General features: G+C 70.9%; 22 protein-coding genes. 5 read left to right on the top strand and 17 right to left on the bottom strand.

Annotated elements, in window-relative coordinates; all coding sequences use genetic code 11:
- Positions 1-46 precede the first annotated feature (46 nt).
- The 3 genes from ACZ6I3_RS25705 to ACZ6I3_RS25695 are packed head-to-tail and all read right to left on the bottom strand — an operon-like array spanning position 47 to position 2,696.
- Positions 47-1,156, bottom strand: coding sequence for a DegT/DnrJ/EryC1/StrS family aminotransferase (locus tag ACZ6I3_RS25705; protein ID WP_469417699.1), 1,110 nt, complete (start codon positions 1,154-1,156; stop codon positions 47-49).
- Positions 1,153-1,881: a class I SAM-dependent methyltransferase gene (locus ACZ6I3_RS25700; RefSeq protein WP_469417698.1), complete on the bottom strand. Its 729-nt coding sequence runs from the start codon at positions 1,879-1,881 to the stop codon at positions 1,153-1,155. Before ACZ6I3_RS25700 ends, ACZ6I3_RS25705 begins: the two co-directional genes overlap by 4 nt.
- A 14-nt stretch (positions 1,882-1,895) precedes the next feature.
- Positions 1,896-2,696, bottom strand: a complete 801-nt coding sequence (locus ACZ6I3_RS25695; protein ID WP_469417697.1) for a cyclase family protein — start codon at positions 2,694-2,696, stop codon at positions 1,896-1,898.
- Between the two features lie 153 nt (positions 2,697-2,849).
- On the opposite strand from ACZ6I3_RS25695, the gene ACZ6I3_RS25690 reads away from it, so the two are divergent.
- Together ACZ6I3_RS25690 and ACZ6I3_RS25685 are read left to right on the top strand one after the other, a co-directional pair.
- Complete coding sequence (locus tag ACZ6I3_RS25690) at positions 2,850-3,257, top strand: nuclear transport factor 2 family protein (protein WP_469417696.1); 408 nt, start codon at positions 2,850-2,852, stop codon at positions 3,255-3,257.
- A gap of 55 nt (positions 3,258-3,312) precedes the next feature.
- Positions 3,313-4,044, top strand: a complete 732-nt coding sequence (locus ACZ6I3_RS25685) for an SDR family NAD(P)-dependent oxidoreductase (RefSeq protein WP_469417838.1) — start codon at positions 3,313-3,315, stop codon at positions 4,042-4,044.
- Between the two features lie 81 nt (positions 4,045-4,125).
- Here ACZ6I3_RS25685 and ACZ6I3_RS25680 read toward each other — a convergent pair whose 3' ends face one another.
- The 5 genes from ACZ6I3_RS25680 to ACZ6I3_RS25660 are packed head-to-tail and all read right to left on the bottom strand — an operon-like array spanning position 4,126 to position 10,210.
- Positions 4,126-5,484, bottom strand: coding sequence for a nuclear transport factor 2 family protein (locus tag ACZ6I3_RS25680; protein ID WP_469417695.1), 1,359 nt, complete (start codon positions 5,482-5,484; stop codon positions 4,126-4,128).
- An 8-nt stretch (positions 5,485-5,492) separates the two neighbouring features.
- Complete coding sequence (locus ACZ6I3_RS25675) at positions 5,493-6,278, bottom strand: SDR family NAD(P)-dependent oxidoreductase (RefSeq protein ID WP_469417693.1); 786 nt, start codon at positions 6,276-6,278, stop codon at positions 5,493-5,495.
- Between the two features lie 16 nt (positions 6,279-6,294).
- Entirely contained in the window at positions 6,295-7,596 is a 1,302-nt protein-coding gene (gene rfbH / locus ACZ6I3_RS25670) for a lipopolysaccharide biosynthesis protein RfbH (protein WP_399024643.1), read from the bottom strand.
- 11 nt (positions 7,597-7,607) lie between these two features.
- Entirely contained in the window at positions 7,608-8,894 is a 1,287-nt protein-coding gene (locus ACZ6I3_RS25665; RefSeq protein ID WP_469417692.1) for an activator-dependent family glycosyltransferase, read from the bottom strand.
- Positions 8,891-10,210, bottom strand: coding sequence for a cytochrome P450 family protein (locus ACZ6I3_RS25660; RefSeq protein ID WP_469417691.1), 1,320 nt, complete (start codon positions 10,208-10,210; stop codon positions 8,891-8,893). The genes ACZ6I3_RS25665 and ACZ6I3_RS25660 overlap by 4 nt, the downstream gene beginning before the upstream one ends.
- A 204-nt stretch (positions 10,211-10,414) precedes the next feature.
- On the opposite strand from ACZ6I3_RS25660, the gene ACZ6I3_RS25655 reads away from it, so the two are divergent.
- Positions 10,415-11,401, top strand: coding sequence for a Gfo/Idh/MocA family protein (locus ACZ6I3_RS25655; protein WP_469417837.1), 987 nt, complete (start codon positions 10,415-10,417; stop codon positions 11,399-11,401).
- Positions 11,402-11,497: 96 nt separating this feature from the next.
- Here ACZ6I3_RS25655 and rdmE read toward each other — a convergent pair whose 3' ends face one another.
- The 5 genes from rdmE to ACZ6I3_RS25630 are packed head-to-tail and all read right to left on the bottom strand — an operon-like array spanning position 11,498 to position 16,387.
- On the bottom strand, positions 11,498-13,105 hold the full coding sequence (rdmE, locus tag ACZ6I3_RS25650) for an aklavinone 12-hydroxylase RdmE (RefSeq protein ID WP_469417689.1): 1,608 nt from the start codon (positions 13,103-13,105) through the stop codon (positions 11,498-11,500).
- A gap of 44 nt (positions 13,106-13,149) precedes the next feature.
- A complete protein-coding gene (locus ACZ6I3_RS25645) occupies positions 13,150-13,863 on the bottom strand; it encodes a class I SAM-dependent methyltransferase (RefSeq protein WP_469417836.1) in 714 nt (237 codons plus the stop codon).
- Between the two features lie 32 nt (positions 13,864-13,895).
- A complete protein-coding gene (rdmC, locus tag ACZ6I3_RS25640; protein WP_469417688.1) occupies positions 13,896-14,792 on the bottom strand; it encodes an anthracycline biosynthesis tailoring methylesterase RdmC in 897 nt (298 codons plus the stop codon).
- A gap of 4 nt (positions 14,793-14,796) precedes the next feature.
- Positions 14,797-15,903 (bottom strand): methyltransferase, encoded by a 1,107-nt coding sequence (locus tag ACZ6I3_RS25635; RefSeq protein ID WP_469417686.1) that lies wholly within the window; start codon positions 15,901-15,903, stop codon positions 14,797-14,799.
- Between the two features lie 46 nt (positions 15,904-15,949).
- Complete coding sequence (locus tag ACZ6I3_RS25630; protein WP_469417685.1) at positions 15,950-16,387, bottom strand: SnoaL/DnrD family polyketide biosynthesis methyl ester cyclase; 438 nt, start codon at positions 16,385-16,387, stop codon at positions 15,950-15,952.
- A gap of 187 nt (positions 16,388-16,574) precedes the next feature.
- On the opposite strand from ACZ6I3_RS25630, the gene ACZ6I3_RS25625 reads away from it, so the two are divergent.
- Complete coding sequence (locus ACZ6I3_RS25625; RefSeq protein ID WP_469417683.1) at positions 16,575-17,432, top strand: class I SAM-dependent methyltransferase; 858 nt, start codon at positions 16,575-16,577, stop codon at positions 17,430-17,432.
- A gap of 58 nt (positions 17,433-17,490) precedes the next feature.
- Here the strand turns inward: ACZ6I3_RS25625 and ACZ6I3_RS25620 are convergent, their stop codons facing one another.
- Entirely contained in the window at positions 17,491-18,378 is an 888-nt protein-coding gene (locus tag ACZ6I3_RS25620) for an AfsR/SARP family transcriptional regulator (protein WP_468192600.1), read from the bottom strand.
- 152 nt (positions 18,379-18,530) lie between these two features.
- Positions 18,531-18,785: an acyl carrier protein gene (locus ACZ6I3_RS25615; RefSeq protein WP_031103832.1), complete on the bottom strand. Its 255-nt coding sequence runs from the start codon at positions 18,783-18,785 to the stop codon at positions 18,531-18,533.
- A gap of 218 nt (positions 18,786-19,003) precedes the next feature.
- Here ACZ6I3_RS25615 and rfbA point away from each other — a divergent pair, with 218 nt between their 5' ends.
- Entirely contained in the window at positions 19,004-19,879 is an 876-nt protein-coding gene (gene rfbA, locus ACZ6I3_RS25610; RefSeq protein WP_469417682.1) for a glucose-1-phosphate thymidylyltransferase RfbA, read from the top strand.
- 74 nt (positions 19,880-19,953) lie between these two features.
- On the opposite strand, the gene ACZ6I3_RS25605 is transcribed toward rfbA, so the two are convergent.
- Positions 19,954-20,808: an aldo/keto reductase gene (locus ACZ6I3_RS25605; protein ID WP_469417680.1), complete on the bottom strand. Its 855-nt coding sequence runs from the start codon at positions 20,806-20,808 to the stop codon at positions 19,954-19,956.
- 38 nt (positions 20,809-20,846) lie between these two features.
- Positions 20,847-22,343 carry an FAD-binding oxidoreductase gene (locus tag ACZ6I3_RS25600; protein WP_469417678.1) on the bottom strand — a complete coding sequence of 499 codons (1,497 nt, stop codon included), beginning with the start codon at positions 22,341-22,343 and terminating at the stop codon, positions 20,847-20,849.
- Between the last annotated feature and the right edge of the window lie 131 nt (positions 22,344-22,474).

Raw genomic sequence — 22,474 nt, 5'->3', positions numbered from 1 at the left:
GCGGACTGCCTCACCGGGACACGGCGTTTCGTACGGGGGCACGGCGTCACAGGCCGGCGATCACCTCGCGGAGCGCCTCGATCACCTTCTCCTGGACGTGCCGCGGCAGCGAGGGGTACATCGGCAGCGAGAAGATCTCCTTCGCCAGCCGCTCGGTCACCGGCAGATCGCCCTCCTGGTAGCCGAGGTGCGCGAAGCCGGACATCGTGTGCACCGGCCAGGGGTAGCTGATGTTCAGCTCGATGTCGTACGCCTTGAGGCGCTCGATGATCCGGTCCCGCTCGGGGTGGCGGACCACGTGGACGTAGTGGACGTGATCATTGCCCAGCGCGTTCTCGGGAAGGACCAGGCCGGTGTCCCCCAGCCCCTCCGCGTAGCGTCGCGCCACGCGCCGCCGCCCCTCGACGTAGGTGTCGAGGCGCCGTAGCTTGCGGCGGAGGATCTCCGCCTGGACCTCGTCGAGGCGGCTGTTGTGGCCGGGAGTCCGGACAACGTAGTACCTCTCCTCCATGCCGTAGTAGCGCAGCCGGCGCAGGTTCGCGTCCGTCTCGGCGGCGTGGGTGAGCACCGCGCCGCCGTCGCCGTACGCCCCGAGGACCTTCGTCGGGTAGAAGGAGAAGGCCGCGGCGTCGCCCATGGTCCCGGCGAGCCGGCCGTGGTGGCGGGCGCCGTGGGCCTGGGCGCAGTCCTCCAGGACCTTCAGGCCGTGGCGCTGGGCGAAGGCGGTCACCGCGGCCATGTCGACGCACTGCCCGTACAGGTGCACCGGCACGATCGCCGTGGTCCGCTCGGTGAGCGCGTCCCGGAGCAGGTCGGTGCGCATGAGGTAGTCCTCCTCGCGCACGTCGACGAAGACCGGCCGGGCTCCCACGGCGTCGATGGCCAGGACCGTGGGGGCCGCCGTGTTGGACACCGTGATGACGTCGTCGCCCGGCTTCACGCCGAGCGCCTGGAGGCCGAGGACGATGGCGTTGGTGCCGTTGTCGACGCCGACGCAGTGCGGCTGCCCGTGGTAGGCGGCGAACTCCTGCTCGAAGCCGGAGACGCTCTGTCCGAGGACGAGCTGACCGGACTGGAACACCGTGTCGACGGCGTCGAGGAGTTCCTCGCGCTCCTCGGCGTACTCCCGCAGATAGTCCCAGACATAGGTGGTCATCGCCCGGACACCTCCCGCTCCTTGACTCCGGTGAAGAGGCCGCGGCCGGTCGGCGGGCCCGGCTGGTACGTGACGGAGCAGCCGGCGTCCTTGAACGCCTGCTCGTACTCCTCACGCGTGAACAGGGTCAGTACGTCGATCTCGGTGAAGGTCCGGATGCCCGACGGCTCGCCGACGAGGAACTGGACCTCCATCCGGGTCGCGCGTCCCTGGAGGGTGGAGTGGGAGATCCGGGCGACGGTCCGCTCGCCCTCGCTGGCCAGGTCCCCGGCGACGAACCCCTCCTTGAACTGCTCGGGGAACCACCAGGGTTCGATGACCAGCGCGCCGCCCGGTTCGAGGTGACGGGCCATCGAGGCCACGGCGGAGCGCATCTCCTCGACGCTGCCGAGATAGCCGATGGCGCAGAACATGCAGGTGACGACGGAGTAGCGGCGGCCGAGGTCGAAGTCGCGCATGTCGCCCTCGTGGATGGTCAGGCCGGGCCACCGCTCCAGCGCCAGATCACGCATCGGCGCCGCGATCTCCAGGCCCTCCGCCGTGGCGAAGAGCTTACTGAAGGGGCCGAGATGGGCGGCGGTGCCACAGGCCACGTCGAGCAGCGTGTCGGCGCCCGGGGCGTGCCGGCGTGCCACGGCCGCGATGTCCTCGGCCTCCGCCGCCCAGTCCTTGCCCCGGCTGCGGTACACCGTCTCGTAGACCTCGGCGAGGTCGGTGCTGTACATGGATACTCCTCGGGTCAGGGACTGGTCAGGGGGTCCTGGTCGTCGACGAGGGCGACCGCGCGCGCCCAGCCGGCCCCGGCGCCGGCGACCTTCACCGGGAAGCAGGCCACCTGGAAGCCGTACGGCGCGGGCAGCTCCTCCAGGCCCGCGAGCCGCTCGATCTGGCAGTACTCCCGGTGGCGTCCGGCGACATGGGCCGGCCAGAGCACGGCGGGGTCCCCGGTGCGCCGGTACTCGGCGATGATCGTGGTGAACGGCGCGTCCAGGCTGAACGCGTCGGTGCCGACCACCCGGATGCCCGCGTCGAGCAGGAAGGCGATGGCGCTCGCGTCGAGGCCGACGAAGTCGGTGAAGTACCGGCTGGTGCCGGACCAGGCGGAGGCGCCGGTGTGCAGGAGCACGATGTCGGACGGGGCGAGCGCATAGCCGATCCGGTCGAGTTCCTTGCGCAGGTCCGCCGCGTCGACCACGCCGGCCTCGCGGCCCCGGACGTCCAGGACGACTCCGGGGGCGAGGAACCACTCCAGCGGCATCGCGTCGATGTGCCGGGGCACGCCGGTGCCGTACGTCGTCCGGGATCCGTAGTGCGAGGGCGCGTCGACGTGCGTGCCGGTGTGAGTGGTCAGACTCAGCCGGTCCAGCGAGAGGAACTCGCCGTCGGGCAGGTCGTCGGGGTCGAACTCGATGTCGAAGTGGCGCCGCATCTCGTCGCGCATGTGCAGCGCGCCCTCGCGTGGGGACATCACCTCGTGGACCACGGGGTCCGGTTCGAACGAGCCGGCGTCCACCGGCGAGGACAGGTCAATGATGCGCACGGTCACCTCCTGGACGACCCGGCCAGCCTGGCCGCAGCCGCTCGGAAGGCATTGGAAGACCGCTCGACGACCGCGCGGCGCTCTCGAGCGGGATTCGACAGACGTGCGACAGGGGTGCGCCAGGGTCGGGGGACCGTCGTAGGGAGGCCGTTCATGAACAGCACGGACATCGAGCAGTTCTACGCCCGCCACATGCAGTTGCTCGACGGTGGCGAGGCGGAGGCGTGGGCAGGCACCTTCACCTCCGAAGCCACCTTCCTGGCCCCGTCGATGACGGAGCCGGTCCGGGGCCGGGACGGCATCGCCGCCGGTGCGCGGGCGGCGGTCGAGGGGCGGGCCGCGGCCGGGGAGACGCACCGCCACTGGGTGACGATGACGACCGCCCGGAGCACCGGCGCCGGGATCGAGGCGGTCTCGTACGTGCAGATCCTCGCGACCCCGCGGGGCGGCGCACCGCGCCTGGAGCTGTCGTGCGTGATGCGCGACCGGCTGGTCCGGCGGGACGGCGAACTGCTCGTGGCGGAGCAGCACATCACCCGGGACGACCGGCCGGCGCTCTGACCTCGACCCGGCTTCGAGCCCTCGCCCGTAGCGTCCCGGCATGACTCCTAGGACTGTGATCATCACTGGTGGGGGCACCGGAATCGGCCGTGCGACGGCCCGCCGCTTCGCGGAGCGGGGAGACCGTGTCCTGGTCGTGGGCCGCACCGCCGCCGCCCTCGACGAGACGGCCGAGGGCCACGAGGGCATCCGCACCCTGGTCGCGGACATCACCGAGCCGGGGGCCGGCGAGACGGTGGTGGAGGCCGCGCTGCGGGCGTTCGGGCGGCTGGACGTGCTGGTCAACAACGCCGGGACGGGCTCGTTCGCGCCGCTCGCCAAACTCGACCGGGCCGCGACCGAGCGGCAGGTCGCCGTCAACCTGATCGCCCCGGCCTTCGTCGCACAGGCCGCGCTGGAGGCCCTGGAGGCGACCGGCGGCACCATCGTCAACGTCAGCTCGGCCGGCTCGCTGGGCATCCAGGGGTTCCCCGACAACTCGGTCTACTGGGGTACGAAGGCGGCGCTGAACCACTTCACCCGCACCTGGGCCGTCGAGCTGGCCCCGCGCGGTATCCGGGTGGTGTCGGTCGCCCCGGGTGTGACCGACACCGGCATCGGCGAGCGCGTCGGCATGTCCGCCGAGCAGTACCAGGGGTTCCTCGGCCAGCTCGCCGAACGGATCCCGCTCGGGCGCGTCGCCAGTCCCGAGGACGTGGCCTGGTGGATCACCACGCTGGCCGACCCCGAGGGCCGCTACATGACAGGCGCGGTCGTCCCGGTCGACGGTGGTCTCTCCCTGACCTGACCGCTCAGGCCGTACGACACGTTCGGGCCGCACCGTTCGCCGGTGCGGCCCGTCGGTGTGCGCGCCCCTCGGCGCGGGCGCTCAGACGCCGTCGTGCTCGACCCTGCGGTGGCGGACCAGCCAACCGTCGCCGTGCGGTACCAGTTCGTCCTCGCACACCGCGCTCAGGTGGAGCCTGGCCGGGCCTCCGGGCGGGGTGACCAGGACCTGGGCGTAGCAGCGGGTGGTCAGGGAGCCGTCGGGGCCGGGCAGGACCGTGAGCATGGAGAAGACGTGCCGCCGCTGCTCCGGGGTGTCCGCCGTGCGCTCCAGGTTGCGGCGTACGGCGGCGGCGACGGCGTCCCGGCCGCGCAGGGGCTCGGGGGCGATGTTCTGCGCGAAGACGCCGTCCTCGGTGAACGTCCGGGCCCACGCCTCGGCCCGCCGCTCGTCGAGGAGCCGCATCTGCCGGGCGTAGAACTGCTGCACGGCGACATACGTCTCGGCGGGGACCGGCTCGGTGCCGCGCAGCCGTTCGGCGTGGTCGGCCGCGCACCGCAGTGTGGTGAGGCTGTTGCGGCCGAGGGCGTCCCGGATCATGGTGCGGGCGGCGGCCACGTCCGCCTGCGGACCGAGGACACTCGTCACGGCGTCCGGCGCGATCCGCACGGTGTGCCGGGAGGTGACGGTGCAGCCCTTGTCGTCCTCCTCGAAGATCCACTCACCGGTGTGGGCGGCCATCAGCGCGGGGGTCTGGATCTGCTTGTAGACGATCCGCTCGGCCGGGAAGCAGACGCGCACGGAACGGGTGGTGTGGGTCGCGCCGTCGGCGGTGCGCGTGTCCATCTCCAGGATCTGCTCGTTCGGGGTGTCCTCGGTGAGGACGACCCGGGCGACGTGCGGCAACCGCTCCGTCCAGCGGTCGGCCGCCCGGATGAACTCGTACGCGTCCTTCGCCGAGCCGTCGACGCGCACGCTGTCGTCGAACGTGAAGGTGAGCTCCGGGTCCGCGTCCTCCACGCCCCGGCGCAGGGCCTCCAGTTCGGACGCGGTGTTGGTGTCGATGGCCCGGCGGATCCACTCGACGTGCTCGGGGGCGTCGTCGACGGCGGTGAAGGCGTGGGTGAACCGCACCCGGGTCCCCTGATCACCGAGGGGCTCGAGCAGCCACTCGCCGCTCATGCTCTTCACCGGTGCCCGCGACTCCTCCTGCCGGAACGTCACCCGTAATCCGGCACGGTCCAGTTCGCGGCGCGAGGTCCAGCACTTGACCTCGTCGTTGGCCGTCGCCCAGATCCTCAGCCGCTCCTGCCGGTCGTCGCCCTCCAGGCGCTCGACGTGCACGCTCGGCGGGAAGTGCACCGGCCAGCGGGAGGCCTCGGCGACCAGGTCGAACACGGCCCCGGCCGGGGCCCGCACCTCGATCTCGTGGACGGTGGTGTGCGTGGTCTCGTCCGACATGGCTCTCCTCAGTAGTTTCCCAGCCCGCCGCAGACGTTGATCGCCTGCGCGGTGACGGACGAGGCCGCGTCGGTCAGCAGATAGCCGACCATGCCCGCCACCTCGTCGGGCGTGGTGTAGCGGCCGAGCGGGATCTTGGCCTGGAACCGGTCGAGCACCTCCTCCTCGGTGGTCTCCCAGGCGGCGGCGTAGCCCTGCCTGACCCGCACCGCCATGGGCGTCTCCACATAGCCGGGGCACACCGCGTTGACGGTGATCCCGGACTTGGCCAGCTCCAGTCCGAGGGCCTTGGTGAAGCCGACGACCCCGTGCTTGGAGGCGGAGTAGGGGGCGCCCAGCACCACGCCCTGCTTGCCGCCGGTGGAGGCGATGCTGACGACCCGGCCCCAGCTCCCCTCCCGCATCCGGCCGGTGGTCAGGGCGGCGCGGGTGACGCGGAAGACGCTGTCCAGGTTGGTGGCCATCACGTCGTCCCACAGCTCGTCGGCGATGGTGTGCGTGGGGCCGCCGCCGCTGCGGCCGGCGTTGTTGACGAGCACCTCGACGGGCCCGTAGCGCTCGACCGCGGCGGACATCAGCGCCTCGATCTGCGCCACTTCTCGTACGTCGCAGGCGGCGCCGTCCACGTCGTGGCCCTCGGCGCGCAGCTCCTTGACCGTGAGCGCGAGCCGGTCGGCGTCCCGGGCGCAGAGGAAGACGCGGTGGCCGACGGCGGCCAGGGACCGGGCGACGGCGAGGCCGATCCCGCTGGTGGCACCGGTGACGACGGCGACCCGGCTGGTGGGTGTGGCCATGGTGGACATCGTCGGATCAGCCCTTTCGCGTGCAGAACTCGGTGATGGACTCGACGACGTAGTCGAGCATTTCTTTGGTGAGCCCCGGATAGACGCCGATCCAGAAGGTGTCCTCCGTGACGGTGTCGCAGTTGACCAGCTCGTCCACGATCCGGTAGCGCACGTCCTGGTAGGCGGGATGGCGGGTGATGTTCCCGCCGAACAGCCGGCGGGTGCCGATCCTGCGGCCCTCCAGGAAGTCGACGAGGTCCCTGCGGGTGAAGCCCGCGTCGGGCAGCACGGTCAGTGCGAAGCCGAACCAGCTGGGGTCGCTGCCGGGGGTGGCCCGCGGCAGCAGCAGTCCGGGCACGTCGGCCAGGCCGTCGCGCAGCCGCTGCCAGTTGTGCCGGCGGGCCGCGCCGAAGTCGTCGACCTTCTTCAACTGGCTTAGAGCCAGGGCTCCTTGGAGGTCGGTGGCCTTCAGGTTGTAGCCGACGTGGGAGAAGATGTACTTGTGGTCGTAGCCGGCCGGGAGGGTGCCCATCTGGTAGTCGAACCGCTTCAGGCAGGTGTTGTCCGTGCCCGGTTCGCACCAGCAGTCCCGGCCCCAGTCGCGCATCGACTCGACGATCCGGGCCAGTTCCAGACTCGCGGTGAGGACGCAGCCGCCCTCGCCGGCGGTGATGTGGTGGGCGGGGTAGAAGCTCACCGTCGACAGGTCGCCGAAGGTGCCGGTGAGCCTGCCCCCGTAGGTGGAGCCGACGGCGTCGCAGTTGTCCTCGACGAAGAACAGGTCGTGCTTGCGGGCCAGTTCCGCCACCTCGGCGACGGGGAACGGGTTGCCCAGGGCGTGCGCGATCATGATGAGCCTGGTGCGCGGGGAGATCGCCGCCTCGATCTGGGCCAGGGACGCGTTGTAGGTGCCCAGTTCCACGTCCACGAAGACCGGTGTCAGGCCGTTCTGGACGAGCGGGTTGATGGTCGTGGGGAACCCGGCGCCGACCGTGATGGCCTCGTCGCCGGGGCGCAGCCGCAGCTCCTTCAGCTTCGGCGAGGTGAGCGCGCTGACGGCCAGCAGGTTCGCCGACGAGCCCGAGTTCACCATGTGGGCCTTGCGCAGCCGGAAGTAGCGCGCGAACTCGCTCTCGAACTTACGGGTGCGTACCCCGGCGGCGATCCGCATCTCCAGGGCCGCCTCCACGAGTGCGCCCCGGTCCTCCTCGTCGAGGACCGCGCCCGAGGACAGGATCGGTGTGACCCCGGGTTCGAATCCGCGCGGTTCCTGTTCCTTGTGGTATTTGCGCGCCAGTTCCAGCACCAGCGCTTTGGTGTCCGTCACGTCTGGATCCCTCACCCTCGGTCGTGGACTGAGCCGTGCGTGCCGTGCTCGGCGACCAGCCGTTCCAGCACCGGAACGACCTCGTTGGGACTGGGCACCGCGAGCAGTTCCTCCTGGAGCCGGCGGGCGCCACGCGCGAACGACGGCTCGCCGACCAGCCGCTGGACCTGCTTGCGCAGGACGTCCGGAAGCAGGTCGGCGCTCGGCACGCACAGGCCGGCGCCGATGTCCTCAAGACCGCGCCCCATCACCTCGGTGTCCCAGCCGAAGGCCAGGATCAGCTGGGGCACGGCGTGCAGTTCGGCCGTCGCCTTGGTGCCGACCCCGCCGTGGTGCACGATCGCGTCGCACGTGGGCAGCAGGTCGTTGAGCGGGACGAAGTCGACCAGGCGTACGTTGTCCGGCAGGTCCTTGGCCGCCTCCCGGGTCGCCTCGTCGACGGTCGCGACGATCTCCGCGTCCAGCTCCGCGAGATGGGCCAGGAGGTCGGCCATGTCGACGCCGACGTCGGAGGCCGAGGAGCCGAGCGTCACACAGACGCGGCTGCGCCCGGGGTCGGCCCGCAGCCAGTCCGGCACCACCGCGGGGCCGTTGTACGGCACGTGCCGCACCTGGACGGTCGGCAGCTTCAGGTCGAGCTGCGTGCTGGGCGGTGTGGTGTTGACCGTCCACTGCCCGGTGACCATGTCCTCGTCGAACCCGGCGTCGGATCCCAGCCGCCGCAGCGTGCGCTCCAGCCACTCGGCGGTCGGATCCTCACGGTGCTCCGGCTCCTGCTCGGCGGCCAGTCGCAGGAACTCCTTGCGGGCCCGCACGCTGATGTCCGGGCCCGAGACCAGCCGGCAGTGCGCCGCGCCAGTCACCCGGGCCGCGATGGCCCCGGCCAAGGTGAAGGTCTCCCAGACGACGAGGTCGGGCTGCCAGGAGCGGGCGAAGTCCACGAGGGCGTCGACCATGGTGTCGTTGTTGAGCGCGCCGTAGAGCGTGGGCACCATGATGTTCTCCAGTGCCAGCAACTGCTCATAGTCCCAGGGGTGTTCGCCCCGGGCGGCGTAGTCGAAGCCCTGCACGTGGGCCGAGGCCTCGTCGTGGAGCTTGCCGAGCAGCCCGAGGTCCTCCAGGGCGCCGAGCGACCACTCCACGGGGACGGCGGTCAGCCCCGTGCCCGTGATGACGTCCGTCAGCTCGGGCTGGCTGGCGATCCGCACCTCGTGGCCCGCGGTGCGCAGCGCCCACGCGAGCGGTACGAGCGGGTAGTAGTGGGTGTGGTGGGCCAGTGAGGTGAACAGAACCCTCATCGCGTCTCCTCCTCGCCGAGTCGTGCCGGCAGCCTGACCAGGCGCCGGGTCAGGGGCGCCCGCCGCCCCCACACCGCCTCACCCCCCGCCCGCACCACCACGAACCGCGCGGCCAGCGCCCCCAGCCCGTGCTCGGCAAGCGCCCGCGCGACGGGGAGCAGGGTGGCGCAGGCGGCCACGGGAAGGGCGGCGGGGACGCCGGGGGCCTTGGTGGTGTCGCCGGGCGCGGTGATCGCACCGGTCGCGGTGGGGCCGACGGCCCCGGCGGCCTCCGTGCTGCCGGTGGCGCCGCCGGTCCCGGCAGGGCCGCTGATGCCGGCAGTGCCGCCGGTCCCGGCAGTGCCGCTGGTTCCGACGGCTCCGGCCGGTACGGCGATGGTGGTCGTGACGGCGGTGACGGTGTCGCCCGCTTCGATGCGGGTGCCGGCCACCTCCGCCGGGGCGAGGGCCACCAGGGGGCAGGCCCGCCACGGCGGCCGCTGGTGCAGGACCTCCGCGACCAGGCGGGCCGCGTGCGCGGGGTCCGAGCGCAGCAGCGCCCACTCCCCCGGCCGGTCGAGGAGCCTGCGCAGCGCGTCGCCGAGCAGGTCCGCCGCGGCCCGGGCCCCGGCCACCGCGAGGACCAGGTCCGCCTCGGCGTGGGCGCGCCCGGCGAAGAGTTCCCGCAGTCCGCGTACGCCCGCCGCCAGACGCCGCGTCGTGTCCAGCGTCTGCGGGCAGAGCAGCGCGTCCACGGCCGGGGCCGCCGCGGCGAGGTCGGCGGCGAACGCCGCGCGCCGCTCCTCGGGGACGTCCAGGACCACGGCGTACGCGGCCGCGGTCAGCGGCTCGGCGAAGTCCGCCACCAGGTCGACCGGGCCCGGGCCGAGCCGCTCCGCGGCCTCACCGGCCCGCTCCCGCAGCGATCCGGCCAGCCTCCCCACGACCCTCGTTCCGCCCCGCCGCGCCAGGTCCCGGGCGAGTCCCGTCGTGCGCTGCCGCTCCGGGGCGGGCAGCCAGGCCTCCGCCTGCGGCACCGCGGCGGACACCGCGGGTTCCGCGCCGGCGGACAACTCCCGCACCGCCGCGGGGCCGGTGACGACCCAGGTGTCGAGCCGGCTGCGCCACACCGGCCCCCGCTCCACGATCGACGCGAGCGTTCCGCCCGCGTCGTCCGTGCCGTCCGTGCCGTTCTCGCCGATCTCGAATCCCCGTACCAGCCGGGCATACGGGTCACCCGCCCCCGGTACGAACGGCTCCGCGTTGATCGCGTAGAGCCACTGTGCCGCGTGGACGAGTTGCAGTTCGCGCCCCAGGGCATTCGTCGCCGCCGTCACCCCGCCACCTCCGTCATCCGATTACCTCGGCAAGGTACGGGGCCGAATTAGAAGAACACTCGAACTGCTCGAACTGCCGTTTTCCGTATCCACCGTTCCTCAAGCAGTGCTTGATCTCCCGGCCGTACGGTGGGGAACCCACTGGACTCCCGCAAGGTGATGAGGATCCCTATGCCAGAGCACCGTCAGCAACGGGCGCTCCGCATGGGCGTGATCGGCACGGCGAACATCGCGATTCGCCGGATCATGCCCGTGCTCGCCGCGCATGACCACGTCGACCTCGTCGCGGTGGCCAGTCGGGACAAGGACCGGGCCGAGCGAGTGGGGGCCGCTTTCGGCTGCGCCGGCGTGGGGGATTACGCGGCACTCGTCGAGCGGAACGATCTCGACGCCGTCTATATTCCGCTGCCGCCCGGCATGCATCACGAGTGGGCGCTACGGGCTTTGCGTTCGGGAAAGCATGTACTGGTCGAGAAACCGATGTCGGACACGTACGAGAAAACTCTCGAGCTGATGTCGACCGCGTCGGAACTCGGACTCGTGCTCGCCGAGAACTTCATGTTCCTGCATCATTCCCAGCACGCGGCGGTACGCGCGATGCTGGACGAGTCCGTGGGGGAACTGCGGCTGTTCTCGGGGTCGTTCGCGGTGCCGCCGCTGGCTCCGGACTCGTTCCGGTACCAGCCGGCCCTGGGCGGGGGCGCGTTGCTCGACGTCGGGGTGTATCCCCTGCGGGCCGCCCAGCTGTACCTCACCGGGGAACTCGACGTCCTCGGGGCGTGTCTGCGCGTCGACGAGGCGACCGGGGCCGATGTGGCGGGCAGTGTGCTGCTGAGCGACGACCGGGGCGTGACGGCCCAGCTGGACTTCGGCTTCGAGCACTCCTACCGCTCGACCTACGCGCTGTGGGGCAACCGGGGCCGGGTGAGTGTCCGGCGCGCCTTCACCCCGCCGGAGCAGCTGAAGCCGGTGGTCAGGATCGAGCAGCAGGACGTGGTGACGGAGCGCTCGCTGCCCGAGGACAACCAGGTCTTCAACGCGATGGACGCCTTCGTCCGCGCGGCCCTCACGGGCACCGGCCCCTTGGCCGACACGTCGGCGATCCAACGCCAGGCCCTCCTCCTCGACCGAGTCCGCCGAGCAGCCAAACTCACCGGCGACCCCAAGGCGAACCTGGCCCAGGCTCTTTAGGGGCGCGGGGAACTGCGCGAACAACCCCCACCCGCCCGCACCCGCCAACGACACCGCGCCCCGCCAATCCCTCCGGCGGGGCGCGAAGCCATTCCCTCAGCGGTCGAGAACCCTACGCAACACCCCGCCCAGCATCTCGACCGCGTCGGCCGCCGCCTCATCCGTACGCCAAGCCACGATCCCGTCCGGCCGGACCAGACTCGCCCCGGCCTTGCCGATGCCATACCGCTCGGACACCGCACTCTCGGGATCAGTCAGCCCCGCCCCGACCCGGTACGCCCTCACCGGCACCCCCAGTTCCACCGAGACCGCCTCCGCCGCCGCGACCCAGTCCGACCCCAGCTCACCGGCCAGCAGCGTCCACCCGTCGCCGAACAGATCAACCGTCGAGAGCCGCTCCCCGTGCCGCGACACCAGGACATGCGGCCCCCGGAAGCCCGGACGACCACTCGGCGTCAGCGGATTCTCCACCCGCGCCGGATCGTCGTCCGTGGCCAGCACCGCCGATGACCGGTAGCGGAACCCGAGCAGCGTCTCGGGGTACCCCACCGACTTGTCCCACACCTCCGCCATGTGCGGCGCCATCCGCTGCGCGTAGATCGCCAGCGCCTCGGCCACGACCAGCTCCGCGGCGACCTTGCGCTCGTCCTCGTACGTACCGAGCAGCCCCGCCCCGGCCTGCCCCTGCAGCACCGCCGCCAGCTTCCAGGCCAGGTCGAACCCGTCGGCGACGGCCGCGTTGCCGCTCATGCCCCCGGTCGGCGGGGTGACCTTCGCCGCGTCACCGACCAGGAACACCCGCCCCTCGCGCCAGCGTTCGGCGATCCGGGCCGCCATCTCCCAGCCCTGGATGTCGACGAGCTCGGGCTTCACCTCGGGGGCGTCCAGGGCGAGGCCGATGAGTTCGACGCAGCGCTCCGGGGTGAAGTCCTCGGGACGCTCGCCCTGGTCGGGGTCGTACTCGACGAACAGGGTGTGCCGGTCGGGCCGGTCCGTCGGCCCGAACGTGCCCGTGAACTCCGGGTGGTGGAGGTAGTACCAGCCGGTCGTGCCCGGCTCCATGATCCCGGAGAGGTCCGCGTCGAAGATGACCCCGACCATGTGGGTCAGCGTGCCGTGCCCGTACCGCCCGATGCCCAGCGATTCCCGCACCAGGCTGCGGTTGCCGTCGGCGCCCACGAGATACCCGGCGCGCAGGTCGTACTCGCCGTCCGGCCCCTCAAGCCGGGCCGTGACGCCGGCACCGGCGCCGTCGTCGGACTGGCGGAACGACAGCAGCCGCGTGTCGAAACGGATGGACCCGCCATGCTTCCTCGCCTGCGCGAGCAGGATCGGCTCCAGCTTGTCCTGGGACAGCATCGCCCAGCCGGCCGGTGTGCACGGCTCGGTGGCGGCGACCATGTCGTCGAAGCTCTCCGAGACGGTCCGCAGGATCTCGCCGCGCACGCTCTGGGCGAGCCGGATGACGAAGTCGCCCTGGGTGCCGCGGATGTCGTCGGCCCGGACCACCTCGTCCGCGACGCCTCCGATGCGCAGCAGTTCCATGGTGCGCGGGTTCTGCCCGGCGGCCCGCGGATAGGGCGAGAGGCCCGGCCTGCGCTCCACCACGAGCACACGGACGCCCTGCCGGGCGAGGAACATCGCCGTCGACAGGCCCCCGAGGCCCGCACCCACCACCAGAACATCGACCTCGTGGTCGTTCATGCCATACCTCTCTCGTCGTTTCTTGCGGGTTCCCGTCGCTCGGTTCACGCCCGGACGCCGACGAACAGGCCGCGGCCCGACGGCGCCTCGGGCAGGTACTCGACCGTGAAGCCGGCCTCCCGGAAGGCCTGTTCGTACTCGGCGCGGCTGAACAGGGAGATGACGTGGGTGTCGACGAAGTGCTGGGCGCCGGCGCCGGGTTCGGCGACCACGAAGTGCACGTTCATGTGCGAGGTACGGCCCCGGCGGGCGGAGTGCGAGACCCGGGAGACGGTGACGCCGTCGACGGTCACGATGTCGGCGGAGACGTGGCCGTCGGCGAACGTCTCGTAGAACCACCACGGGTCGACCACGGCCACGCCGCCCGGCTCCAGATGCCGGGCGAACGCGCCCAGCGACCGGCCGAGTTCGGCGACCGACGTCATGTAGCCGATGGAGCCGAACATGCAGGTCACGACGTCGAAGGTGGTGCCGAGGCGGAAGTCGCGCATGTCGCCCGCGTGCACGGTCACCCCGGGCAGCGCGGCCCGCGCCTCCTCCGCCATCGGCGCGGACAGCTCCAGCCCCTCGACGTGGTCGAAGAGACCGGCGAAGTGCCGCAGATGCCCTCCGGTGCCGCACGCGACATCGAGCAGCCGCCCGGCGCCCGACCTGCTCCGCCGGGCCGCGGCGGCGACCGCCTCGGTCTCGGCGCGGTAGTCCTTGCCCCGCTCCCGGTGCACCAGGTCGTAGACCCGGGCGAGGTCCGCCCCGTACATCGTCTCTCCCGCGCGCTGCTCGTCCGCCACGGTCAGGCCGCCGAGCGGGTGTGGGCGAGGATGACCTCGGCGAGCGGCCCGTGCACCGAGGACGGCAGGGCGTGCCCCATGCCCGGGATCTCCGCGAGGCGTGCGGTGGGGATGAGCCCGGCGAGGTGCTTGCCGTGCGGCGCGGGGGCGATCGGGTCGTGCTCGGCCTGGATGACCAGGGTCGGCACGGTGACGTCGCGCAGCTCGGCGGCCCGGGCCGGCGGCGGCAGGGTCAGCGAGTAGTGCGCGTACGGCTCGGCGAGGGCGCCCCCGGCGTGGTCGATCGCCCGTTCCTCCCACCGCGCGTACTCGGCGTCGTCGAACGGCACGCCCGTGCCCGAGAGGATGCGCCACTTGCTCACGCGCTTGGCCACCTCGGCGGTCCGGCCCTCGGCCGGCTGGTTCATCAGGGCGAGCGCGTCCAGGAACGGCTGCTGGGGCCCGGGCAGGCCGTCCAGGGTGGGTTCGCCGCGCATCACGCGCTCGATGTTGGCGTCGAAGTCGATGTCGAGGCCGCCGCCGAGCATCATGGTCAGGCTGCTCAGCCGCTCGTGGTGGTCGAGCGCGATGACCTGGGTGATGGTGGCCCCCATCGACAGGCCGACGACATGGGCCCGGTCGACGCCCCAGCCGTCGAGGACGGCGACCGCGTCGGCGGCCAGTTCGCCGAAGCCGTAGGGGTGCTCGGCGAAGTCGCGGGTGGTGGAGCGGCCGGTGTCGCGATGGTCGTAGCGGATGACGTGGAGGCCGCCGTCGGCGAGCCGCCGGGCGAACTCGTCGGGCCAGCCGAGGGCGGAGAGGTTGCCGCCCATGACGAGCAGCAGCGCGGGGTCCGCCGGGTCACCGAAGTCGTCGCTCCACAGCTCGACGTCCCCGCTCGGCACGATGCGTTCGGACATGTGTCTACTCCTGTGCTGGGAGGGCCGGGGCCGCTTCCTCGGCGGCAGCGGTGAACTCGAGGATCGAGAAGTCGAACGGGAGGGTCGTGGAGCCGCTCGTGCGCTCCGAGGCCAGGGCGAGACCGGCCGATCCGGCCAGGGCCACGACCTCGTCCCGGGTGCGCACCCGTCCGCCCATGAACGTCAGCATCCGCAGGTCGAGCAGCGTGCTGAAGAACCGGTCGGCGCCGTCCCCCTCGACGTCGGCACGGTCGAGGACCAGGAGCTTCCCGCCCGGTTCCAGCGCCCTGACGCAGCCGCGCAGGATCGTCAGGGCGTCCTCGTCGGACCAGTTGAGCAGGACGAACGACAGCAGGACGACGTCGGCGGTGACGGGCAGCGGCTTGAAGAAGTCGCCCTCCGCGACCGTGACCCGGCCGTCCAGCGAGGCGTCCGCGAACCTGCGCCGGGCGCGCTCGGCGGGACCGGCCAGTTCGACCAGGGTGCCCCGCAGGTGCGGGGCCCGCAGGGCGATCGCCGCGAGCATGCCGCCGTTGCCGCCGCCCACGTCGAGGACGTGCCGCACCGCCGACCAGTCGTACGCGTCGGCCGGGGCCTCGTAGGCCAGGTCCTCGTCGCAGGACATCAGCGCGTCGAAGGAGTCGGCCAGCGTCACGTCGGCCGAGAGGTCCTCCCAGAAGGGCCGCCCGTACCGCCCGGCGTAGGCGGGGCGGCCGGTGCGGACCACGTCGAGGAGCCCGGTGAAGGCCAGGTCGGCGTGCGAGACGGCCCCGTTCAGGTCCAGCCAGGCCCGCTGCTGGGCCGGGTGGCCCTCGGCGAGGAGCATCCCGAGCCGGGTGGGGCGCAGCGGCTGGTCCGGCTTCTCTCCGCCCTCCAGGACGCCGACGACGGTCAGGTGCCTGACCAGGCGGGAGAGCGCCTGGGGGTGGGCGCCGGTGCGGTCGGCGAGGCCGGCGAGGGTGTCGGCTCCGGCCAGGAGGTGATCGACCAGGCGGAGCGTCGCGGCAACCCTCAGGGCCATCGGGGTCACCAGGTTGCCGAGGTTCTTCAGGAGTACGTCGAGGTCCTGGTCGGTCGGTTCCAGGGGTTCCCCGGGTGAGGAGGAGCTCACCGTGTTCCTTCCCTTGGGCGTCGGTGTGCCGGAACGGAGGCGCTGCTCAGGGGCGCCAGCCCTCCTCGGTGGGCCAGGGCTCGCCGAGCTGGCGGTAGGTGCCGAGATAGTCGGGCCAGTCGCGGTGGTCGCGGATCTTTCCGTCGACGATCCGGATGAGGTGGATCTGCTCGCCGGAGAACTTGCGCCCGGTGGCGGGCATTCCCACGAGTTCGCCCACCTGACGTCCGTACAGGGCGAGTTTCGCCCGCACCCAGCTGCCCTTCTCCTCGTAGCCGATCTCCTCCAGATGCGCGTCCTCGGAGAAAGTGAGCTTCAGCCACTTCACCGCGAGTGCGAACGACTCGGGGCCGCGCAGTTCCGGCATGTGTTCCAGGGCGCCGGGATTGAGGTACTCCTCGTGGATGAACTCGGCTACGTCGTCCGTCTTTCCGGTGTTGTAGCTGTTCACCATGCGGCGAACAATGTCGATGCGATCGCTCACGGTCGGCACTCCTTGTCGGTCGTCGATGAGTTCATCCTGACTTCCGCACCCCTTCGCAACAATCCTTTTCCGCACCGGCTCGACCCGTTGACAAGCCGGTTTCGAGCGGCCACCGAGCGCCTTCCGACCCACATTTCAGAGGGACGGGTCAGGGTGGTCGGGTCGGCTTTCGTCACCCGGAGGACCCATGGACAAGACGAAGTACAAATCAACGGTCACCGAGGCGTTCAACAATGCCGCGGCTACTTATGACCAGTTGGGCGTCGAATTCTTCACACCGATGGGCCGGCGACTGGTGGAAAGGGCCGATCCGCGGCCCGGGCAGCGCGTTCTCGATGTGGGATGCGGCCGGGGCGCGTCCCTGTTCGTGGCGGCGGAAAGGGTGGGCCCGTCCGGCCATGTGCTCGGAATCGACATCGCGCCGGCCATGGTCGAGGAGGCCCGCCGGCAGGCCGCCGCGCTCGGCAACCGGCACGTGGAGGTCCGGGTCATGGACGGCGAGCACCCGGACTTCCCGCCCGCCTCCTTCGACGTGGTGACCGGAAGCTACAGCCTGATCTTCCTGCCCGACGCCCCGGCCGCGCTCCCCCGGTACGCGGCCCTGCTGCGGCCGGGTGGCCGGATCGCGTTCACCAGCCCGGTCTTCACGGAGGACACGTTTCCCTTCCTGCCGCCCGTGTTCACGGAACTGATCCCCGAGCGCCTGCTGCGCAACCTGCCGGCCGACTGGCGGCCGGACGCGCTGAAGCGGCGGTTCAACAGCTGGCTTCAGGACACCGGGGACCTGACCCGGACGATGATCGACGCCGGATTCACGGACGTGGAGATCGCCGACGAGCACATCGATCTGCGCGCGCCGGACGGCGAAACCTGGGTCGACTGGTCCCACACACAGGGAATGCGCTTGCTCTGGCAACACCTCCCGGAGTACGAGAACCGGCAGTTGCGCAACCGCCTGACCACCGAGCTGGACCGGCTGCGCGGCGAGGGCCCGCTCCATCTGCCCACCCCGGTCCGGTTCGTCAGCGCGTCGGTCCCGGACTGAGCGGCCCCACGGAGCACGTGGAGCCCCGTCCGCCCCTCGGACAGGGCTCCACGTGGTGTCAGTAGACGCGCACCGCGCCGGAGGACGACATGCGCACGATGTCCCCGGTGGGCCTGCGGAGGTTGCCCTGCGCGTCGATCGACTCCGCGTTGAGGATGGAACGGTGCAGTTCCTGGGCCATCGGACCGGGTTCGAGACCGAGATGGTTCACCAGGTTGACCCGCAGGCGCTGGAAGAGCTCCAGTGCCTGCGCCCGCCGGCCGTTGAGGTAGAGGGCCCGCATGTACTGGGCGTGCAGGCCCTCGTGGTACGGGTTGTCGGCCGTCAGGGCGGCGAGCTCGGTGAGCACCTCGCGGTACATGCCGAGCCGCAGCTGGGTGTCGACGAGGTACTCCAGGACGACCAGCCGGGACTCCTCGAACTGCTGGCGCCGCCCTTCGAGGATCCGGCCGGCGACGACGTCCACGAGGGCGGGTCCGCGCCACAGCTGCAGCGCGCTGGAGAGGGTGGACAGTGCGGTGCTGTCGTCCCCCGACGACAGCGCCCGGCGTCCGTCCGAGACGAGCTGATGGAACCGGTGGACGTCCAGATCCCCCTGGGTGGTCCGGAAGAGATAACCGCCGGACCGGGTCACGAGGATCTCGGAGGCGACCTGACGGGCGGTCATTCCCGTCGCGGACGCCAGCAACTTGCGCAGGTTGAGGATGTAGGTCTGCAGCGTGGTCAGGCAGCTGACCGGAGGCTCCTCGTCCCAGAGTTCGCGTATCAGTGACGACACGGGTACCACCTGGTCGGCGTGCACCAGCAATGTGGCCAGAACGCTTCTCATCTTTGGTGCGCTCGGAGTGTGCAGATCACCCTCGACCTGCACGGAAAGTGGGCCTAAAACACCCAGCTTCACGACGTTCCCCCATAGATCGCAGAAAGCTACTGGTCTACCGAGCATCAACGCCTCAGGCGATTCACAAGTTCCCCACAGGGAGGACATGGCGTCGCCAGAAAGGAAAGCGCTGTCAGCGCCGGGAATTTCGTTGCGCGAGCAACAAACCGGTTGCGCAATCAACAAGACGACCCGGGTGCGAGGTGCCGCCGGAGGAATCAAGCCACCTTCAGCAGCGTATTCACGACGGCCAGAAACCCGGCGGGGGTCGTCACCTCGGAAAGATCCTCTTCGGGGATCTCCACGTCGTACTCGCGCGAGACCCGGGCCGCGGTCTCCAGAAGGGCCAGCGAATCGTACCCGAGGTCTGTGAATTCCATGTCAACTGCGTTTTCCGCGCTGGTTACGGACTCCTCTTCCCCCGCGCACTCACGCAGGATGGCAAAGAGTTTCTCGCTCGTCAGTGCCGCCACGACAGTTCTTCCTCCCCTTGCGGATCAACAACAGCCATGAAGTGCACCCTATGCAGGTTTGGAAGGAACAGACTCGAGAACCGATCGAGCGAACTTGAACAGAAGGTGACCATGAACTCCTCACCTCGTATCGCGGTCGATATCGGCGGGGCGATTGTTGTCTGCCGGGAGACTTCCGGCCTACTGTCGCTGAGAATGCCCAGACTAAGGAGGAGCCAGTGAAAGGAATTGTGCTGGCAGGCGGCTACGGCAGCCGTTTACACCCGATCACCCTGGCTGTTTCGAAGCAGTTGCTTCCCGTCAACGACAAGCCGTTGATCTACTACCCTCTGTCGGCACTGATGCTGGCCGACGTCCGGGACATCCTCATCATCGCCCTGCCCGGCGACATCCCTCAGCTGCGACAACTGCTGGGTGACGGCAGCCACTTGGGGATCTCCCTGACCTACGCCGAACAGCCCGTTCCCAACGGGCTGGCACAGGCGTTCATCACCGGGGCGGACCACATCGGCGACGACTCGGTCGCCCTCGTCCTGGGCGACAACATCTTCCACGGAAACGGTTTCTACGACCTCCTGGACGTACACTCCCGGGACCTCGACGGCTGTGTCCTCTTCGGATATCCGGTCACGGATCCCGAGCGCTACGGCGTGGGCGAGGTCGACGAATCAGGCCGGCTCGTCTCCCTGGAGGAGAAGCCCGAAAAGCCCCGCTCGAATCTCGCCATCACCGGCCTCTATCTCTACGACAACGACGTCGTGGAGATCGCCCACCGAATACGCCCTTCGGCCCGCGGCGAACTGGAAATCACCGACGTCAACCGGATCTATCTCGAACAGGGCCGGGCCAAACTCGTCACGTTCGGCCGCGGATTCGCCTGGCTCGACGCCGGCACCCCGCAGTCCCTCCTCCAAGCCGGCCAGTACGTCCAGACCCTGGAGGACCGGCAGGGCGTACGCATCGCCTGCCTCGAAGAAGTCGCCCTCCGCATGGGCTTCATCGACGCCGACGCCTGCCACCGCCTCGGAGCGAAACTGTCCCGCTCGGGATACGGCGAGTACGTGATGGCGGTGGCGAACGAACTGAGCGTTTGACCGCGCCGGGCGACAACGCCGGAGCAGGGGCGGGCCGGGGGCGGCAGCCTCCGGCCCGTTCGTTCCCCGGCTGCTCATTCCCCGTCGAGCAGGGTCAGCTGCTCGTCGTCGAGGGCGAGTTCCGCGGCCGCCATGTTGGCCCGCAGATGGGACAGGGAGGCCGTGCCCGGGATGGGGAGCAGGGACGGGGAGCGGTGGAGGAGCCAGGCGAGGGCTACCTGGGTCGTTGTCGCGCCTGTCTGCGCTGCCACCCGGGCGAGCGCGCTGCCGGGGGCCGGCCGGGCCGTACCGGCGAGGGGTTTCCAGGCGATGAAGGCGATGCCCTCGCGCTCACAGTGCTCCAGCTCCTTCTCGTAGCGCCGGTCGTAGAGGTTGTACTTGTTCTGCACGCTCACGACGCGGGCCACGCCGCGGGCCTGCTCGATCTGCTCCACCGTCACCTCGGAGAGCCCGATGTGGCGGATCTTCCCCTCGTCCTGGAGCTGCTTGAGCGCCCCGACCTGGTCCTCCAGCGGCACCTGGGGATCGACCCGGTGCAGCTGGAAGAGCTCGATCCGCTCCAGCCGTAGTCGCCGCAGGCTCAACTCGGCCTGCTGGCGGAGGTAGTCGGGCCGGCCCAGCACCCGCCACTGGTGGGGACTCGGCCGGACCTCACCCGCCTTGGTGGAGACGACCAGGCCCGGCGCGTAGGGGTGGAGCGCCGACGCGAGCAACTCCTCACTGGCGCCGAGCCCGTAGACGTCGGCGGTGTCGATGAACGTCGCGCCGAGTTCCACCGCGCACCGCGCCACCTCGGCGGCCTTGTCCGGCCGGGTGGGCGGGCCCCAGTGGTGGGGGCCCGTGAGGCGGAGCGCCCCGAAGCCGAGCCGGCCCACGGTGAGGTCGCCTCCCAGGGTGATCTGTGTACCGAGGGCTCGGCCGGGTCGCACGGTGACGGTTTCCTTTCAGCCGGGAATCAGGAGAGGGATCAGGGAAGCCGGACGGAGAGCGGGTGCTGGAAGACGCCGCGGGGGTCGTACTTCGCCTTGACCTTCTGCAGGCGGCGGTATCCGTCCTTGTAGTAGAGGGTGTGCCAGGGCACGTCCGAGGTGTTCCAGCGCGGATCGGCCAGGTCGGTGTCGGGATAGTTGATGTAGCAGCCGTCGTGGTCGTCGTTCGGCACGGGAACGCCGCCGGTGTCGCGGAACACGTCCCGGTACAGCTCGCGGATCCAGTTCAGGTGCACGTCGTCGAGGCCCGGATCCATCCAGGTCGCGGAGAACCACGCCTTGAGGATCGAGTCCCGCTGGGGCACGGCGGTGGCCCCGGGCGCCACGGTGTTGACCTTCCCCCCGTACGAGTAGAGGTCGACGGCGCCCCAGCCCTCGAACGCGGGGTCGGTCAGATGCTTGTGGACGGTCTTGATGCGCTCGGGCGTCCAGGCCCGCCTGAGGTAGGCGCTCTTCGACTTGTGCCGGTCGTACCCGCCGGTGTCGAAGCGCGCGCCGAGGGTGGCCTGGAGCCAGAGGTCGTCGGTGTGCTCGACGGCCGGCTCCAGTCCGGTGCCCGCGTTGACGGCCGTGACGTACCGCTCGATCAGGTCGGCGGCGTCGGCGCGGCCGCCGTCGAAGCGGATGTCCAGGGAGATCGAGCCGATCGCGTGCGTGTTGAGGTGCAGGGTGCTGTAGAGGCTGCCGTACCGGGCGTCGGCGTGGTTCTGCTCGTACCACTTGCTGAAGTTGGTGACGAGCCGGGTGAACTTGGCCAGGTCGAGATCGGCCCAGGACCAGGTCACATAGGTGGAGCGGAGCCGGGTGGGCGGCTTGGGCAGCAGGGCCGAGGGGTCGTCGCCCGAGGCCCCGGGCGTACGGAACAGATAGCGGGTGACGATGCCGAAGTTGCCGCCGCCGCCCCCGGTGTGCGCCCACCACAGGTCGTGGTGGGGGTCGTCCCGCTCGCGGGTGGCGGTGAGGGTGCGGGCCTTGCCGTTGGCGTCCACCACCACGACCTCGACGCCGTACAGATGGTCGACGACGGTGCCGTCACGACGGGTCAGCGGGCCGTATCCGCCGCCGGCGACATGCCCGCCGGCCCCGACCTGGGGGCAGACCCCGGCGGGCAGGGTGACGCCGTGGTCGTAGAACAGCGTGCGGTAGACCTCGCCCAGGGTGGCGGCGGGCTGCACGGCGAACGCCCGGTGCTCCTTGTCGAAGTAGACCGCGCGCATGGGCGAGGTGTCGATGAGCACCCGGACGTCGCGGTGGTCGGCGAAGTTCTCGAAGCAGTGCCCGCCGCTGCGGACCGCGATCCGCTTCCCGGCCGCCACGGCGTCCGTGACGACCTGGTCGATCTGCTTGGGCGTGTGGACCACGTGCACGAGGTCCGGCGCCCCGGTGAAGCGGGCGTTGAATCCCCTGGCGACCAGTTCGCCGTACCGGGGGTCGGCCGTGCCGACCGTCGTGACCGGCGACTCCGGTACGCACACACTGGCCCTGGCCCGCGCGGCCTCGGGGGGGGGGGGGGGGGGGGGGGGGGGGGGGGGGGGGGGGGGGGGGGGGGGGGGGGGGGGGGGGGGGGGGGGGGGGGGGGGGGGGGGATGGAGGAGAGGCGAGGGAT

Source organism: Streptomyces sp. NPDC041940, assembly GCF_055589465.1.
Note: the sequence above shows the minus strand (reverse complement) of the source record. Positions and strands in the feature narration are given on the sequence as shown.

Coding starts and splice junctions, on each gene's coding strand:
- ACZ6I3_RS25625 (WP_469417683.1), top strand. CDS start 16,575: ATGGACAAGACGAAGTACAAATCAACGGTCACCGAGGCGTTCAACAAT.
- ACZ6I3_RS25705 (WP_469417699.1), bottom strand. CDS start 1,156: ATGACCACCTATGTCTGGGACTATCTGCGGGAGTACGCCGAGGAGCGC.
- rdmE (WP_469417689.1), bottom strand. CDS start 13,105: ATGAACGACCACGAGGTCGATGTTCTGGTGGTGGGTGCGGGCCTCGGG.
- ACZ6I3_RS25645 (WP_469417836.1), bottom strand. CDS start 13,863: ATGTACGGGGCGGACCTCGCCCGGGTCTACGACCTGGTGCACCGGGAG.
- ACZ6I3_RS25690 (WP_469417696.1), top strand. CDS start 2,850: ATGAACAGCACGGACATCGAGCAGTTCTACGCCCGCCACATGCAGTTG.
- ACZ6I3_RS25665 (WP_469417692.1), bottom strand. CDS start 8,894: ATGAGGGTTCTGTTCACCTCACTGGCCCACCACACCCACTACTACCCG.
- rdmC (WP_469417688.1), bottom strand. CDS start 14,792: ATGTCCGAACGCATCGTGCCGAGCGGGGACGTCGAGCTGTGGAGCGAC.
- ACZ6I3_RS25620 (WP_468192600.1), bottom strand. CDS start 18,378: ATGCTCGGTAGACCAGTAGCTTTCTGCGATCTATGGGGGAACGTCGTG.
- ACZ6I3_RS25655 (WP_469417837.1), top strand. CDS start 10,415: ATGGGCGTGATCGGCACGGCGAACATCGCGATTCGCCGGATCATGCCC.
- ACZ6I3_RS25680 (WP_469417695.1), bottom strand. CDS start 5,484: ATGTCGGACGAGACCACGCACACCACCGTCCACGAGATCGAGGTGCGG.
- ACZ6I3_RS25700 (WP_469417698.1), bottom strand. CDS start 1,881: ATGTACAGCACCGACCTCGCCGAGGTCTACGAGACGGTGTACCGCAGC.
- ACZ6I3_RS25675 (WP_469417693.1), bottom strand. CDS start 6,278: ATGGCCACACCCACCAGCCGGGTCGCCGTCGTCACCGGTGCCACCAGC.